Genomic DNA, 14,763 nt, shown 5'->3' on the forward strand with positions numbered 1-14,763 from the left:
CGAGTGGTTCGTGGCGTGGACGACGGGCCCAAGACTGATCAGGTGTTCCGCAGCGTTCGACTTCAGGTTGAGCGCCAACGACAACTGGTGCAAGTTGGGAAAAAATTGAAATGATCCAAACTGAATCCCGGTTAGATGTGGCCGACAACACCGGCGCGAAGTCCGTTCTTTGCATCAAGGTGCTGGGCGGCTCCAAGCGTCGCTACGCCAGTGTGGGCGACGTCATCAAAGTCAGCGTCAAAGAAGCTGCTCCACGTGGTCGCGTCAAAAAAGGCGAGATCTACAGCGCAGTGGTGGTGCGCACGGCCAAGGGCATCCGCCGTGCGGACGGCTCGCTGGTCAAATTCGACGGCAACGCAGCAGTGTTGCTCAACGCAAAGCTGGAGCCCATTGGCACCCGCATCTTCGGACCAGTGACCCGCGAACTGCGCACTGAAAAGTTCATGAAGATCGTGTCTCTGGCTCCCGAAGTTCTGTAAGGACGCGACATGAACAAAATTCGCAAAGGCGACGAGGTGATCGTGCTCGCAGGGCGCGACAAGGGCAAGCGCGGCACGGTGTCGCTGCGCAAGGATGATTCCTACCTGGTGATCGACGGCATCAATCTCGTCAAGAAGCATACCAAGCCGAATCCCCTCAAGGGCACGACCGGTGGCATCGTTGAAAAGAGCATGCCGATCCACCAGTCCAATGTGGCTATCTTCAATGCGGCAACCGGCAAGGCCGATCGCGTTGGAATCAAATTGTTGGCCGACGGCAAGCGCACCCGCGTCTTCAAGTCCAGCGGCGAAGAAATCAAGGCGGCATGACCATGGCACGTTTGCAACAACACTATCGCGAGAAAATCGCTCCCGATCTGATGGCCAAGTTCGGCTACACGTCGCCGATGCAAGTGCCGCGTCTGACCAAGATCACCCTGAACATGGGTGTGAGCGAAGCCGTCGCTGACAAGAAGGTCATGGACAACGCCGTGGGCGACCTGACCAAGATCGCAGGCCAGAAGCCTGTGGTGACCAAGGCCAAGAAGGCCATCGCCGGTTTCAAGATCCGCGAAGGCCAGGCCATTGGTTGCATGGTGACCCTGCGCGGCGTGCAGATGTATGAATTCCTCGATCGTTTCGTGACCGTGGCCCTGCCGCGCGTGCGTGACTTCCGCGGTATTTCCGGTCGTGCTTTCGACGGCCGTGGCAACTACAACATCGGCGTCAAGGAACAGATCATTTTCCCTGAGATCGAGTACGACAAGGTTGACGCCTTGCGTGGCCTGAATATCAGCATCACGACGACGGCCAAGAGCGACGAAGAGTGCAAGGCGCTGCTCGCCGGTTTCCGTTTTCCGTTCAAGAACTGAGGTGACGTGTGGCTAAACAAGCTTTGATTCAACGTGAACTCAAGCGTGACCGCCTGGTCGCCAAGTTTGCAACCAAACACGCGGAACTGAAGGCAGTTTCCAACGATGCCAAGAAGAGCGAAGAGGAACGTGCTGAAGCGCGTCTGGCTTTGCAGAAGCTTCCGCGTAATGCCAACCCGACGCGTCAGCGTAACCGTTGCGCCATTACCGGTCGTCCTCGCGGCACCTTCCGTCAGTTCGGCCTGGCTCGCGCCAAGATCCGCGAACTGGCTTTTGCCGGTGACATCCCCGGCGTGGTCAAGGCCAGCTGGTAAGCAGGGCAGGAGTAATCAAACATGAGTATGAGTGATCCCATCGCCGACCTGCTGACGCGTATCCGTAACGCGCAAATGGTGGCCAAGACGACCGTATCGATTCCTTCCTCGAAGGTGAAGATTGCGATTGCCCAAGTTCTGAAGGACGAAGGCTACATCGACGGATTCCAAGTGAAGACCGACGCCGGCAAGACCGAACTCGAAATCACGCTGAAGTACTACGCTGGCCGTCCGGTCATCGAGCGCATCGAGCGCGTGAGCCGTCCTGGCCTGCGCGTCTACAAGGGCCGCGACGCGATTCCCTCGGTCATGAACGGCCTCGGTGTCGCGATTGTCACCACGCCCCAAGGTGTGATGACCGACCGCAAGGCCCGCGCGAACGGCGTTGGCGGCGAAGTCTTGTGCTACGTCGCTTAAGCAGGAGAAATAGCAAATGTCTCGCGTAGCAAAAATGCCCGTCTCCATCCCCGCTGGTGTGGATGTGTCGATCAAGGGCGATCAAATCAATGTCAAAGGCAGTGGTGGTGCCTTGTCCCTGGTGCAGAACGCACTGGTGACGATCACCAACGACGCTGGCAAGCTGACTTTCGCGCCGGCCAACGAGTCGCGTGAAGCCAATGCCATGTCCGGCACGATGCGTCAGCTCGTGAACAACATGGTGGTGGGTGTGACCAAGGGCTTCGAGAAGAAGCTGACGCTGATCGGCGTGGGTTACAAGGCGCAAGCCCAGGGCAGCAAGCTGAACCTGACCGTGGGCTATTCGCACCCGGTCAACAAGGATATGCCGGCTGGCATCACCGTGGCGACGCCGGCACCGACCGAAATCGTCATCAAGGGTGCTGACCGCCAACGTGTTGGCCAGGTGGCTGCTGAGATCCGTGCGATTCGTCCTCCCGAGCCCTATAAGGGCAAGGGCATCCGCTATGCGGATGAGAAGATCACGATCAAAGAAACCAAGAAGAAATAAGGAGTCGCAACATGTTGACGAAAAAAGAACAGCGTCTCCGCCGCGCCCGCCAGACCCGCATCCGCATTGCCACGCAAGGCGTGGCGCGTCTGACGGTGAACCGCACCAACCTGCATATTTATGCCAGCGTGATCTCCGGCGACGGCGCCAAGGTGCTGGCCAGTGCTTCCACCGCCGAAGTGTCGGTGCGCAAGGAACTCGGCGGCTCGGGCAAGGGTGGTAACACCGCTGCGGCCCAGGCCATCGGCAAGCTGATCGCCGAAAAGGCTAAGGCTGCCGGCATCGAAAAAGTGGCGTTTGATCGCTCAGGTTTTGCGTACCACGGCCGCGTCAAGGCGCTTGCCGATGCTGCCCGCGAAGCTGGCTTGCAGTTCTAAGCAGATCGGAATAAATCATGGCTAAAGTTCAAGGGAAAATGCAGGGTAAGGCCGAAGGGCCTGAAGACGGCCTGCGCGAGAAGATGATCGCGGTCAACCGCGTGACCAAGGTGGTCAAGGGTGGCCGTATTCTTGGTTTCGCCGCGCTGACCGTGGTAGGCGATGGCGACGGCCGCGTCGGCATGGGCAAGGGCAAGTCGAAAGAAGTGCCCGCAGCTGTGCAAAAAGCGATGGAAGAAGCCCGTCGCAACATGGTCAAGGTCACGCTGAAGAACGGCTCTGTGTTCCACAAGGTCGAAGGTCACCATGGCGCAGCCAACGTGATGATGGCGCCGGCCCCCAAGGGTACGGGCATCATCGCGGGCGGCCCGATGCGCGCCGTGTTCGAAGTGATGGGCATCACCGACATCGTGGCCAAGAGCCACGGTTCTTCCAATCCGTACAACATGGTTCGCGCCACGTTGGACGCTTTGCGCAATTCCACGACGCCGGCTGACATCGCCGCCAAGCGTGGCAAGAGCGTCGAAGACATCCTCGCCTAAGCAGAGGTCTGAAAATGACAACGCAACAAAAACTCAAAGTGACGCTGGTTCGCAGCCCGATCGGCACCAAGGAATCGCACCGGGCGACCGTGCGCGGCCTGGGTCTGCGCAAGATCCGCAGCGTCAGCGAACTGCAGGACACGCCAGAAGTCCGCGGCATGATCAACAAGATCAGTTATCTGGTCAAAATTCTCGATTAAGGGACCACCATGGAACTCAATGGCATTAAGCCTGCAGCGGGTGCAAAGCACGCCAAGCGTCGCGTTGGTCGCGGCATTGGTTCCGGCTTGGGTAAAACCGCCGGTCGTGGTCACAAGGGGCAGAAGTCCCGTTCGGGCGGCTACCACAAGGTCGGTTTCGAAGGCGGTCAAATGCCTCTGCAACGCCGTCTGCCCAAGCGTGGTTTCAAGTCGGCACTGTTGAAATTCAATGCCGAAGTGACGCTGGGCGATCTGGAGAAGCTGGCCGCTGCCGAAGTCGACGTGCTGTCGCTGAAGCAAGCCGGCCTGATTGCCGAAATTGCCAAGGTCGTGAAGGTCATCAACACCGGCACGCTGACCAAGGCCATCAAGCTGACGGGTATCGGTGCGACCGCTGGCGCCAAGTCGGCGATCGAAGCCGCCGGCGGCAGCCTGGTGTAATTTTGATTTCGACGAAAGCATTCGGTGGCAACTAGCGCACAAATCGCAAAGACAGGGAAGTTCGGAGACTTGCGTCGCCGGCTGATCTTTTTGCTGCTCGCGTTGGTGGTCTACCGCGTGGGTGCACACATCCCTGTGCCGGGCATCGATCCGACGCAGCTGCAGCAGCTGTTCAACGGCCAGCAGGGCGGCATATTGAGTTTGTTCAATATGTTCTCCGGCGGTGCGTTGTCGCGCTTCACCGTGTTCGCGCTGGGCATCATGCCGTACATCTCGGCATCCATCATCATGCAGTTGATGGGTTACGTGGTGCCTTCGTTCGAGCAGATGAAGAAGGAAGGCGAAGCAGGGCGTCGCAAGATCACCCAATACACGCGTTATGGCACGTTGGGTCTGGCCTTGTTTCAGTCACTCGGCATCGCCGTCGCGCTGGAGAGCTCCGCCGGTCTCGTGTTGTCGCCGGGTTTCGGCTTCCGCATGACGGCGGTGGTCAGCCTGACGGCTGGCACGATGTTCCTGATGTGGCTGGGTGAGCAGATCACCGAACGTGGTCTCGGCAACGGCATCTCGATCCTGATCTTCGCCGGTATCGCGGCGGGCCTCCCCGGTTCGATTGGTGGCCTGCTGGAACTGGTGCGTACGGGTGCGATGAGCATCATCGCGGCGATCATCATTGTGGTGGTCGTGGCTCTGGTGACCTACTTCGTGGTGTTTGTGGAGCGTGGCCAACGCAAGATCCTGGTGAATTACGCCAGGCGGCAGGTCGGCAACAAGGTGTATGGCGGTCAGTCTTCCCATCTGCCTTTGAAGCTGAACATGGCCGGTGTGATTCCGCCGATCTTTGCTTCGTCGATCATCCTGTTGCCGGCAACCGTCGTGAGTTGGTTCAGCGCGGGCGAGTCGATGCGCTGGTTGAAGGACATTGCCGGCATGTTGAGTCCGGGCCAGCCGATCTATACCTTGTTCTATGCCAGCGCGATCGTGTTTTTCTGCTTCTTCTACACCGCCTTGGTGTTCAACAGCCGGGAAACCGCGGACAACCTGAAGAAGAGCGGCGCGTTCATTCCGGGCATTCGACCTGGCGAACAGACGGCTCGGTATATCGACAAGATTTTGCTGCGGCTGACCTTGGCGGGGGCGGTGTACATCACCTTCGTCTGCCTGCTGCCCGAGATCCTCATCTTGAAGTACAACGTACCGTTTTATTTCGGTGGTACCTCGCTTTTGATCATCGTGGTCGTAACAATGGATTTCATGGCCCAAGTGCAGAACTACATGATGTCTCAGCAATATGAATCGTTGCTGAAGAAAGCTAACTTCAAATCTTCACCTGGCGGCTGAGCGACATGTCAAAAGATGACGTCATTCAAATGCAGGGTGAAGTGGTCGAAAACCTGCCCAACGCGACCTTTCGCGTGAAACTGGAAAACGGCCACGTGGTGTTGGGTCATATTTCCGGAAAGATGCGGATGCACTACATCCGAATCCTTCCTGGCGATAAGGTCACTGTCGAGTTGACGCCCTACGACTTGTCGCGGGCTCGCATTGTGTTCCGGGCCAAGTAGGTTCGAACGGATTAAAGAGTTTTAGGAGAATGAAATGAGAGTTTCGGCTTCGGTCAAGAAAATTTGCCGTAACTGCAAAGTCATCCGGCGCAAGGGCGTGGTTCGCGTGATCTGTACCGATCCGCGTCACAAGCAGCGTCAAGGCTGATACACAGAGTTTTAGAGGACGCACATGGCACGTATTGCTGGTATTAACATTCCGCCGCAGCAGCATGCTGAGATTGGCCTGACCGCCATTTTCGGTATCGGCCGCACCCGCGCTCGCAAGATTTGCGAAGCCTGCGACATCGCATATTCCAAGAAGGTCAAGGATTTGACCGATGGTGATCTGGAAAAAATCCGCGACCAGATCGCGCAGTTCACCATCGAAGGTGACTTGCGTCGCGAGACAACCATGAACATCAAGCGATTGATGGACATTGGTTGCTACCGTGGTTTCCGTCACCGCCGTGGTCTGCCCATGCGCGGTCAGCGTACGCGCACCAATGCCCGTACCCGCAAGGGTCCGCGCAAGGCTGCGGCGTCCCTGAAGAAATAAACAAGGCAAGAGATCACTATGGCAAAAGCTCCATCGAGTAACGCATCCCAGCGCGTACGCAAGAAGGTTCGCAAGAACGTTTCGGACGGCGTCGCCCACGTGCATGCGTCGTTCAACAACACCATCATCACGATCACCGACCGTCAGGGCAATGCCCTGTCGTGGGCTTCGTCGGGTGGCCAGGGTTTCAAGGGCTCGCGCAAGTCGACGCCTTTCGCAGCCCAGGTGGCGTCCGAAGTCGCCGGCCGTGCCGCGATCGAACAAGGCATCAAGAACCTGGATGTCGAGATCAAGGGTCCTGGTCCTGGTCGTGAATCGTCGGTGCGCGCTTTGGGCGCACTCGGTATCCGCATCACGTCGATTGCCGACGTGACGCCGGTCCCGCACAACGGCTGCCGCCCTCAAAAGCGCCGTCGTATCTAAACGTATTCAGTTCTGACGGTCTCGTTTTTCTCAAACAAGCCCACCGCCACCTGCGACCATCGCGGGTGGCTCCCACGGCCATGCCGTGGCAGATGACATAAAAGGAAGTTCAAGTGGCACGCTACCTCGGCCCCAAGGCCAAACTCTCACGCCGTGAAGGCACCGACCTGTTCTTGAAGAGCGCCCGCCGCTCGATCAGCGACAAGGCCAAATTCGACTCCAAGCCAGGTCAGCATGGCCGCACCTCGGGTGCGCGTACCTCTGACTTCGGCCTGCAACTGCGCGAAAAGCAAAAAGTAAAACGCATGTATGGCGTGCTGGAGCGTCAGTTCCGCCGTTATTTCGAAGAAGCCGATCGCCGCAAGGGCAATACCGGTGCCAACCTGCTGTTCCTGTTGGAATCCCGCCTGGACAATGTGGTTTACCGCATGGGCTTCGGTTCGACGCGTGCAGAAGCGCGCCAACTGGTTTCGCACAAAGCCATCACCGTCAATGGCCAACTGGTCAACATCCCGTCTTACATGGTCAAGACCGGTGACGTCGTGGCGATCCGCGAAAAGTCCAAGAAGCAGAACCGCATTGTCGAAGCTCTGCAATTGGCGCAACAGGTCGGTTTGCCCGCCTGGGTCGAGGTCAGCATCGAGAAGGCCGAAGGTACGTTCAAGAAAGTACCTGATCGCGACGAATTCGCTTCCGACATCAACGAATCGTTGATCGTCGAGTTGTACTCGCGTTAATTTTTAGCCTGCACCCCGCGTCGATTCGCGGGGTGTTTCGCATTTTTCGATCGATTTCGTTCCTGGATCGCGGGGCACCGCGGTCCAGGACCTTCACCAGCCTTACCGGTGTAACGAGCCGGGGGTATTGAGAGGAAGCCTGCATGCAGACCAATTTGCTGAAACCCAAAGCCATCAACGTGGAGCAGCTCGGCAACAACCGGGCTAAAGTCGCGTTGGAGCCGTTCGAACGCGGCTATGGACACACCCTGGGCAATGCCCTGCGTCGGGTGCTGTTGTCGTCCATGGTGGGCTATTCGGCCACTGAAGTGACGATCGCTGGTGTTTTGCACGAATACTCGTCCATCGATGGTGTGCAGGAAGATGTGGTCAACATCCTCTTGAACCTCAAGGGCGTCGTTTTCAAACTCCACAACCGTGACGAAGTCACCCTGAGCCTGCGCAAAGACGGCGAGGGCATCGTCACCGCTGCCGACATCCAGACGCCGCACGACGTCGAGATCATCAATCCAGAACACGTCATCGCGCACCTGTCGCACGGCGGCAAGCTGGACATGCAGATCAAGGTTGAAAAGGGCCGCGGTTACGTGCCCGGCAACCTGCGCCGTTACGCCGACGAGCAGACCAAGTCGATCGGTCGCATCGTGCTCGACGCCTCGTTCTCGCCTGTCAAGCGGGTGAGCTACACCGTCGAAAGCGCCCGTGTCGAGCAGCGCACGGACCTGGACAAGCTGGTGGTCGAGATCGAAACCAACGGTGCGATCACCGCCGAAGACGCCGTGCGCGCATCGGCTAAAATCCTGGTTGAACAGTTGGCGGTCTTCGCCCAACTGGAAGGCAGCGAGTTGGCTGGTGTGTTCGAGCAGCCGGCGCCACGCGGCAATGCGCAGTTCGATCCGATCCTGCTGCGTCCCGTGGACGAGCTCGAGTTGACGGTTCGTTCTGCCAATTGCTTGAAGGCCGAAAACATCTACTACATCGGCGATCTGATTCAGCGTACCGAGAACGAACTTCTCAAGACGCCGAACCTGGGCCGCAAGTCGTTGAATGAAATCAAGGAAGTCCTCGCTTCGCGCGGCCTGACCTTGGGTATGAAGCTGGAGAGCTGGCCACCGGCCGGTCTCGACAAGCGTTGATTCGAACAGGGCCCTTCGAGGGCCCTGCTTGATTGAGAGGGTCCAGTTGGACTCTCGATTTGAAAAGAGACTCCTTTGGGAAGTCTCATGTGCAACACGCAGTACCTGATCCGGCTGCGTGTATTAAAACTGAAAGGAAAAGCACCATGCGTCACGGACACGGACTACGTAAACTCAATCGCACCACCTCGCACCGCCTGGCGATGCTGCGCAACATGATGAACTCGCTCATCGAGCACGAAGTCATCAAGACCACCTTGCCCAAGGCCAAGGAACTGCGCCGCGTCATCGAACCGATGATCACCCTGTCCAAGGAAGCCACCGTGGCGAACCGCCGCCTGGCATTCGACCGCCTGCGCGACCGCGACAGCGTCACCAAGCTGTTCAACGACCTTGGCCCCCGTTTCAACGCCCGCCCGGGTGGCTACACGCGCATCCTGAAAATGGGCTTCCGCGTCGGCGACAACGCGCCCATGGCCCTGGTTGAACTGGTCGACCGCGCAGAAACCAAAGAAGTTTCTTCCACCGAAGCAGAACAAGCATAACGTGCTATAATTCTATCTTGCCGCGCGATGGAGCAGTCTGGTAGCTCGTTGGGCTCATAACCCAAAGGTCGGAGGTTCAAATCCTCCTCGCGCAACCAAATCAAGTGCAAAAAGCCCACCTCGGTGGGCTTTTTGCATTGCGCACGCCGAAGAGCGCTATGGCCCTCGACGGGAAGCCGGTTCATGGTGACCTCGATAATCCAGGCCATGCCCATCACCTCCCTTGCCAGCCGAGCGGCGTCGCCGTTATGGCTGATCGCCGCGGTTCCGTTCCATGCGCTGGGCCAGGCCGGATCGCCGGCCCCATCGCCACAGCCGCGCACCCTTTCTCAGATCACCGTCACGGCAACACGCATCGATGCCCTCGCCTTCGACGTGCCGGCGTCGATCGACCGCATCGAGGGGGACGAGGCCCGTGCGGGCCGCGCCCAGACCAACATCTCCGAGATGCTCGGCACGGTGCCAGGTCTACAAGCGCGGGATCGGCAGAACTACGCGCAGGACGTTCAGATCTCGGTGCGCGGCTTCGGCGCACGCTCCACGTTCGGCATCCGCGGCGTGCGGCTGTACGTGGACGGCATCCCGGCCACCCTGCCCGACGGCCAGGGCCAGATCTCGCACGTGGACCTCGGCACCATCGGCCGCATCGAGGTGTTGCGAGGGCCGTTCTCCGCCCTGTATGGCAATTCGTCGGGCGGCGTGATCCAGGTGTTCACCGAAGAGGGCCGGGGTGCGCCGCAAGTCCAGTTCGACGTTTCGGCCGGCAGCGATGGTGCGCTGCGCTTCGGCACCAAGGCCAGCGGCCAGAGTGGCGGTATCGGCTACGTCGCCAGCATCAGCCGTTTCCAGACCGATGGCTACCGCGAGCACAGCAGCGCCGAGCGAAATCTGGGCAACCTCAAGCTCACCACGAAGCCTGACGATGACAGCAAGGTCACACTGATCGCCAACAGCCTGTCCCTGCCGCAAGCCGACGATCCGCTCGGGCTCACCCGTGCGCAGTGGGCCGCGAACCCGCGCGGCGTCGACCCTTCGGCGCTGGCCTTCAACACGCGCAAGGCGGTGCATCAGACGCAGCTCGGCCTCGTCTACGACCGGCGCGTCGACGCCGCGAACGCACTCCAGCTCACCACCTACCTCGGTCGCCGCACGACCGTGCAATACCAGTCGATTCCGGTGGCCACCCAGGCCAATGCGCTGCACCCCGGCGGGGTGATCGATCTGGGCCGCGACTACCGCGGCGCCGATCTGCGCTGGACGCACCAGACACGCCTGCTCGGTGCGCCGTTGACCCTGGTCGGCGGCGTGGCCTACGACGATCTGAACGAGCAGCGGCGCGGCTTTCAGAACTTCTCCGGGGCGACGCTCGGGGTGACGGGTGCCCTGCGCCGGGACGAAAAAAACGACGTGTCCAACGCCGACCAGTACCTGCAGGGCAGCTGGGCGTTCGCGCCGCAATGGTCGCTGACCGCCGGCCTGCGCCACAGCCAGATCCGCTTTCGGTCACGCGATCAATACATCGCAGGCAGCAATCCAGACGACAGCGGCAGCACGCGCTACAGCGCCACGTTGCCGGTTGTGGGTTTGATGTACGCGGCCAGCCGCGAGGTCCACCTGTTCGCCACGGCCGGGCGTGGCTTCGAGACGCCCACGCTCAACGAGATCGCCTACCGTTCCGGCGGCGGCACCGGCCTGAACCTCGGCCTGCAGTCCTCGCGCAGCAAAAGCTTCGAGGCGGGTGTGAAGACGCGCAGCGCACAGTTGGGTGAGCTCACCGCTGCGGTCTTCGCCACCGGCACCGACGACGAGATCGTGACGCAGACCAACGTCGGCGGGCGCTCCACCTTCCAGAACGCAGGGGCCACCCGCCGCAATGGCCTCGAGCTCGGCTGGTCCAACGACTATTTCGACAACGTGCGCGCCCAGGTGGCCTACAGCGTCCTGCGGGCCCGCTATGCCGACGCGTTCACCACCTGCGCCGCCACACCTTGCACCACGCCCACCCAGCGCATCGCCGCCGGCAACCGCATTCCAGGCGTCGCGCCGGCCTCGTTGTTCGCCTCGCTGGCGTGGGCGCCGCCGCTCGGCTGGCGCGCGGGCGCCGAGATGCGCTACGTGGGCAAGGTCTACGCCAACGACGCCAATACCGATGCCGCCCCGGCCTATGCGGTGGCCGCCGCCTATGCCGGCTACAAGCTCCAGGAAGGACCATGGGAATGGTCGGGCCTGCTGCGGGTCGACAACTTGTTCGACCGACGTTACGCCGGCTCGGTCATCGTCAACGAAGGCAACGGCCGCTTCTTCGAGCCCGCGCCGGGGCGCACCTGGCTGCTGGCCATGTCGGCGACGCGCCGGTTCTAGCGCGCCATCCAGGCTCGCACGTTCCGGCCGTCGGCGGGGATTTCCTACAGGCCTTCCAACCGCCGTCCGACGGCAGGCCCCGGCAGCGCGGCCGATCATGCCTCCTCATACAACTACCAGGAGAAGCGATGACGACCGCCACAGGAGACACGTTCGGCAGGAACGAATACATCAAGGCAGCCGAACCCGTGGGCACCGCCAGTGCGGTCTCATGGGGGGCGATCCTGGCCGGTGCGGCCGCCGCAGCAGCCTTGTCCATGATCCTGCTGATTCTGGGTCTCGGGCTCGGCCTGTCCTCGGTCTCGCCCTGGTCGCAGTCGGGCATCGGTGCGGCTGCGCTCGGCTTCTCGACCATCGTCTGGGTCACGGTGACGCAACTGCTCGCCTCGGGCATGGGTGGTTATCTGGCGGGGCGGCTACGCAGCCGCTGGGCCGGCGTACACACTGACGAAGTCTATTTCCGCGACACGGCGCATGGGTTCCTGTCGTGGGCCATCGCCTCGCTGGTCACCGCCGCCGTTATCGGCTCGGCCATCGGCAGCATCGTCGGCAGCGGCGTGCAGGCCGGTGCGTCGATCGCTGGTGGCGCTGCCGCCACGGTCGCCACCGCGGGCGTGGGCGCTGCCGCCGCCGGTGCCAAGGAGACGGCCGACGCGAACGGCGGCCCTTCGGCGTATTTCATCGACAGCCTGTTTCGCCGTGACATGAGCACTCCGGCGGCCGCCTCTGCGCCAGCGGCCGGCGCCGCCACGGAAGCCGGCTACAGCGCCCCTGCACCCTCGACGGCCGAGGTCAGCCGCATCCTCATGCGCAGCGTCGCGACGGGTGTCTTGCCACCGGAAGACGTGCGTTATGTCGGTCAACTCGTGGCACAGCGCACCGGGCTGAGCCAGGCTGATGCCGAAAAACGCGTCGCCGACACCTATGCGCGCATGCAGGCGCAACTGAAGGAGGCGCAAGACAAAGCCAAGGAAGCGGCCGACAAGGCACGCAAGGCCTCGACCTACGGCGCCCTGTGGCTGTTTGTCTCGCTGCTGGCCGGCGCCTTCTTCGCGAGCTTCATGGCCACCTTCGGCGGTCGCCAGCGCGATCTTTGAACCCCTAAATCACCCCGTATTTCAACCACCAGGAGACTGCCATGCGTTCACTGCTTTTGTTTTTCCTCGGCGTGCCGATCCCGATCATCATCCTGATCGCGCTGTTCATCCGCTGACCCCGGTCCACCGAGGCCGTCTGGAAGCTTTCCGACGGCCTCAGAACTTCTCGTGCGGCGCGAGATAGCGCCATTGCCCCAGCGGCAGGTTGCCCAGCATCACATTGCCGATGCGCACCCGCTTCAGGCCCACCACCTTCAGCCCCACCAGTTCGCACATGCGGCGGATCTGCCGCTTCTTGCCTTCCGTGAGCACGAAACGCAACTGCTCTGGATTCTGCCAACTCACCCTGGCCGGTTTCAGTGCCTGTCCGTCCAGGCTCACGCCATGGCGCAGCTTGGCCAGCATGGCGGGCGGGAACACCGACTGCACATTGGTCGTGACCGGATCGTCGTCGTCCATGCGCACCAGCTGCCCGGTCGGCGCGGGCTGGCCCAGGCCGTGGTAGGCCACGCGCACCAGGTATTCCTTCTCCATCTGCGAATCCTCGCCGATCAGCTGGCGTGCGATGCGGCCGTCCTGTGTCATCACCAGCAGACCGATGGAGTCGATGTCGAGCCGGCCGCACGGTGCCAGGCCGCGCAGCTGGTTCTGGTGGAAGAAGAACCGCGCGTTGTCTTCCACCCAGCGGTTCTGCGGCGTGAACAGCGTCACCGCCGGCTCGTGGCCGTCCTCGGCCTGCGCACTCACATAACCCATGGGTTTGTTGATCAGGATGGTGACCTGGTTCGCCTGCTGGCCTTTGGCCGCCTTGTCGATCTGGATGCGGTCGCTCGGTGTGACCTTGACCCCCATCTCGGCTGGTTGCCCGTTGACCTTGACCCAGCCGTTGGCGATCCATTCGTCCGCCTCGCGGCGTGAACACATGTTGAGTTCGGCCATGCGCTTGTTCAGCCGAACCGGTTCGTTGCTCGCCGCTGCGGGCGGTGCAGCGCGGCGAAACGGCTGGCTGCTGGAAGGAGGAGGCGCCTTTTGCGGCGGGACGGGGCGGTCGGGAGGTAAAGACATGGTGGGCTCGCTTTGCTACCAATTCGGTAGCGGGTGGCGCCGATGGAATCTGCGCAGCAGCCCATTTTCTCCTAAATCGACGGGGCGGCGGTCCAGGCGGCCCGTGGCGCACCGGGCCCGCGGTGGCCCCGGCGCGGCGAAAGCACGGGCGCCGGTGGCACTGGCATAAGATGCCGTCCATGCCGAAAACCAGCACCGCCCAGCCGACCAGGGACAAGACGTTCGGACGACCCGACGCGGGCTTCAGGCTGCGCATGTACACCGTGATCTTCGAAGCCGACACGCGGGCGGGCAGGCTCTTCGACCTGCTGCTCATCGCCTTCATCCTGGCCAGCGTGGCGGTGGTGGTGCTCGACAGCATGGCCTCGGTCCACGCGCGGCATGCGGCGCTGTTCCAGGTGCTCGAATGGATTTTCACGGCGGCGTTCACGCTCGAATATGTGGCGCGGCTCGCGTGTGTGCGCCGGCCGGCCCGCTACGCGCGCAGTGCCTTCGGCATCATCGACCTGCTGGCCTTGCTGCCGACCTACATCGCCATCCTGGTGCCCGGCCTGTACGCGTTGATCGACGTTCGGGTGCTGCGGCTGCTGCGCATCTTCCGGATCATGAAGCTCACCGAGTACGTGGCCGAATACGGCGCACTGGGCCAGGCACTGGCGGCCTCCCGGCGCAAGATCCTGGTGTTCATGTCCTTCGTGATGCTGGTCGTGGTGGTGATGGGCACGCTGATGTACGTCGTCGAAGGGCCGGTCCATGGCTACACCAGCATCCCGGTGGGCATCTACTGGGCGATCACCACGATGACGACCGTCGGCTTCGGCGACCTGACGCCACACACCGACCTCGGACGCACGATCGCCTCGGTCATGATGCTGCTGGGCTGGGGCACGCTGGCCGTGCCCACCGGCATCGTCAGCGCCGAGTTCACGCTGCAGCGGCAGGGCCATGCGCCCACCACGCGCACCTGCCACGAATGCCTGAGCGAAGGCCACGCCCCGGGGGCACTGTTCTGCAGCGATTGCGGCGCCAGGCTGCCCGCGTGGCGCCACCAGGCGACCGAACAGGGCAAGACATAGCCTGCCGGACTGGCTGCGGCGGATGACG

Annotated in this window: 22 protein-coding genes and 1 tRNA gene; 22 read left to right on the forward strand and 1 reads right to left on the reverse strand. The window is 61.6% G+C overall.

Going from position 1 to position 14,763, the window contains the following annotated elements; all coding sequences use genetic code 11:
- Nucleotides 1–110 precede the first annotated feature (110 nt).
- The 21 genes from rplN (at nt 111) to RD110_RS02485 (ending at nt 12,594) form a co-directional block, all read left to right on the forward strand.
- Nucleotides 111–479 carry a 50S ribosomal protein L14 gene (gene rplN, locus RD110_RS02385; protein ID WP_028250829.1) on the forward strand — a complete coding sequence of 123 codons (369 nt, stop codon included), beginning with the start codon at nt 111–113 and terminating at the stop codon, nt 477–479.
- Between the two features lie 9 nt (nt 480–488).
- Nucleotides 489–809 (forward strand): 50S ribosomal protein L24, encoded by a 321-nt coding sequence (gene rplX, locus RD110_RS02390; RefSeq protein WP_076196347.1) that lies wholly within the window; start codon nt 489–491, stop codon nt 807–809.
- Between the two features lie 2 nt (nt 810–811).
- Nucleotides 812–1,351, forward strand: a complete 540-nt coding sequence (gene rplE / locus RD110_RS02395; RefSeq protein WP_076204268.1) for a 50S ribosomal protein L5 — start codon at nt 812–814, stop codon at nt 1,349–1,351.
- Between the two features lie 8 nt (nt 1,352–1,359).
- A complete protein-coding gene (gene rpsN / locus RD110_RS02400) occupies nt 1,360–1,665 on the forward strand; it encodes a 30S ribosomal protein S14 (protein WP_076196349.1) in 306 nt (101 codons plus the stop codon).
- Nucleotides 1,666–1,686: 21 nt separating this feature from the next.
- Nucleotides 1,687–2,082, forward strand: a complete 396-nt coding sequence (rpsH, locus tag RD110_RS02405) for a 30S ribosomal protein S8 (RefSeq protein WP_076196351.1) — start codon at nt 1,687–1,689, stop codon at nt 2,080–2,082.
- 16 nt (nt 2,083–2,098) lie between these two features.
- Nucleotides 2,099–2,632 (forward strand): 50S ribosomal protein L6, encoded by a 534-nt coding sequence (rplF, locus tag RD110_RS02410; RefSeq protein ID WP_076196353.1) that lies wholly within the window; start codon nt 2,099–2,101, stop codon nt 2,630–2,632.
- An 11-nt stretch (nt 2,633–2,643) separates the two neighbouring features.
- On the forward strand, nt 2,644–3,009 hold the full coding sequence (rplR, locus tag RD110_RS02415) for a 50S ribosomal protein L18 (protein WP_076196355.1): 366 nt from the start codon (nt 2,644–2,646) through the stop codon (nt 3,007–3,009).
- Between the two features lie 17 nt (nt 3,010–3,026).
- The gene (rpsE, locus tag RD110_RS02420) at nt 3,027–3,551 is read left to right on the forward strand and encodes a 30S ribosomal protein S5 (protein ID WP_076196357.1); all 525 of its coding nucleotides are present in this window, start codon (nt 3,027–3,029) and stop codon (nt 3,549–3,551) included.
- 14 nt (nt 3,552–3,565) lie between these two features.
- A complete protein-coding gene (gene rpmD, locus RD110_RS02425) occupies nt 3,566–3,751 on the forward strand; it encodes a 50S ribosomal protein L30 (protein WP_076196359.1) in 186 nt (61 codons plus the stop codon).
- A gap of 9 nt (nt 3,752–3,760) precedes the next feature.
- Nucleotides 3,761–4,192, forward strand: coding sequence for a 50S ribosomal protein L15 (gene rplO, locus RD110_RS02430; RefSeq protein WP_076196361.1), 432 nt, complete (start codon nt 3,761–3,763; stop codon nt 4,190–4,192).
- A gap of 24 nt (nt 4,193–4,216) precedes the next feature.
- Nucleotides 4,217–5,533 carry a preprotein translocase subunit SecY gene (secY, locus tag RD110_RS02435; protein ID WP_076196363.1) on the forward strand — a complete coding sequence of 439 codons (1,317 nt, stop codon included), beginning with the start codon at nt 4,217–4,219 and terminating at the stop codon, nt 5,531–5,533.
- Nucleotides 5,534–5,538: 5 nt separating this feature from the next.
- A complete protein-coding gene (gene infA / locus RD110_RS02440) occupies nt 5,539–5,757 on the forward strand; it encodes a translation initiation factor IF-1 (RefSeq protein ID WP_007869286.1) in 219 nt (72 codons plus the stop codon).
- A gap of 34 nt (nt 5,758–5,791) precedes the next feature.
- Entirely contained in the window at nt 5,792–5,905 is a 114-nt protein-coding gene (rpmJ, locus tag RD110_RS02445) for a 50S ribosomal protein L36 (protein ID WP_028820150.1), read from the forward strand.
- Between the two features lie 24 nt (nt 5,906–5,929).
- Complete coding sequence (gene rpsM / locus RD110_RS02450; protein WP_076196365.1) at nt 5,930–6,295, forward strand: 30S ribosomal protein S13; 366 nt, start codon at nt 5,930–5,932, stop codon at nt 6,293–6,295.
- Between the two features lie 18 nt (nt 6,296–6,313).
- Entirely contained in the window at nt 6,314–6,718 is a 405-nt protein-coding gene (rpsK, locus tag RD110_RS02455; RefSeq protein ID WP_076196367.1) for a 30S ribosomal protein S11, read from the forward strand.
- 113 nt (nt 6,719–6,831) lie between these two features.
- Nucleotides 6,832–7,455, forward strand: a complete 624-nt coding sequence (gene rpsD / locus RD110_RS02460) for a 30S ribosomal protein S4 (protein ID WP_076196369.1) — start codon at nt 6,832–6,834, stop codon at nt 7,453–7,455.
- Between the two features lie 143 nt (nt 7,456–7,598).
- Nucleotides 7,599–8,591 carry a DNA-directed RNA polymerase subunit alpha gene (locus RD110_RS02465; protein WP_076196371.1) on the forward strand — a complete coding sequence of 331 codons (993 nt, stop codon included), beginning with the start codon at nt 7,599–7,601 and terminating at the stop codon, nt 8,589–8,591.
- A 146-nt stretch (nt 8,592–8,737) separates the two neighbouring features.
- Nucleotides 8,738–9,136 (forward strand): 50S ribosomal protein L17, encoded by a 399-nt coding sequence (gene rplQ, locus RD110_RS02470; protein ID WP_076196373.1) that lies wholly within the window; start codon nt 8,738–8,740, stop codon nt 9,134–9,136.
- Between the two features lie 21 nt (nt 9,137–9,157).
- Nucleotides 9,158–9,234: transfer RNA gene (locus tag RD110_RS02475), tRNA-Met, on the forward strand.
- A 109-nt stretch (nt 9,235–9,343) separates the two neighbouring features.
- Nucleotides 9,344–11,497: a TonB-dependent receptor family protein gene (locus RD110_RS02480; protein WP_083686067.1), complete on the forward strand. Its 2,154-nt coding sequence runs from the start codon at nt 9,344–9,346 to the stop codon at nt 11,495–11,497.
- Between the two features lie 128 nt (nt 11,498–11,625).
- A complete protein-coding gene (locus RD110_RS02485) occupies nt 11,626–12,594 on the forward strand; it encodes a hypothetical protein (RefSeq protein ID WP_157900033.1) in 969 nt (322 codons plus the stop codon).
- Nucleotides 12,595–12,750: 156 nt separating this feature from the next.
- Here RD110_RS02485 and RD110_RS02490 read toward each other — a convergent pair whose 3' ends face one another.
- Nucleotides 12,751–13,533: a pseudouridine synthase gene (locus tag RD110_RS02490; protein WP_239467243.1), complete on the reverse strand. Its 783-nt coding sequence runs from the start codon at nt 13,531–13,533 to the stop codon at nt 12,751–12,753.
- 305 nt (nt 13,534–13,838) lie between these two features.
- Here RD110_RS02490 and RD110_RS02495 point away from each other — a divergent pair, with 305 nt between their 5' ends.
- Nucleotides 13,839–14,735 (forward strand): ion transporter, encoded by an 897-nt coding sequence (locus RD110_RS02495; protein WP_076196376.1) that lies wholly within the window; start codon nt 13,839–13,841, stop codon nt 14,733–14,735.
- Nucleotides 14,736–14,763: the final 28 nt, after the last annotated feature.

Source organism: Rhodoferax koreense (genome assembly GCF_001955695.1).
Classification (GTDB): Bacteria; Pseudomonadota; Gammaproteobacteria; order Burkholderiales; family Burkholderiaceae_C; genus Rhodoferax_B; species Rhodoferax_B koreensis.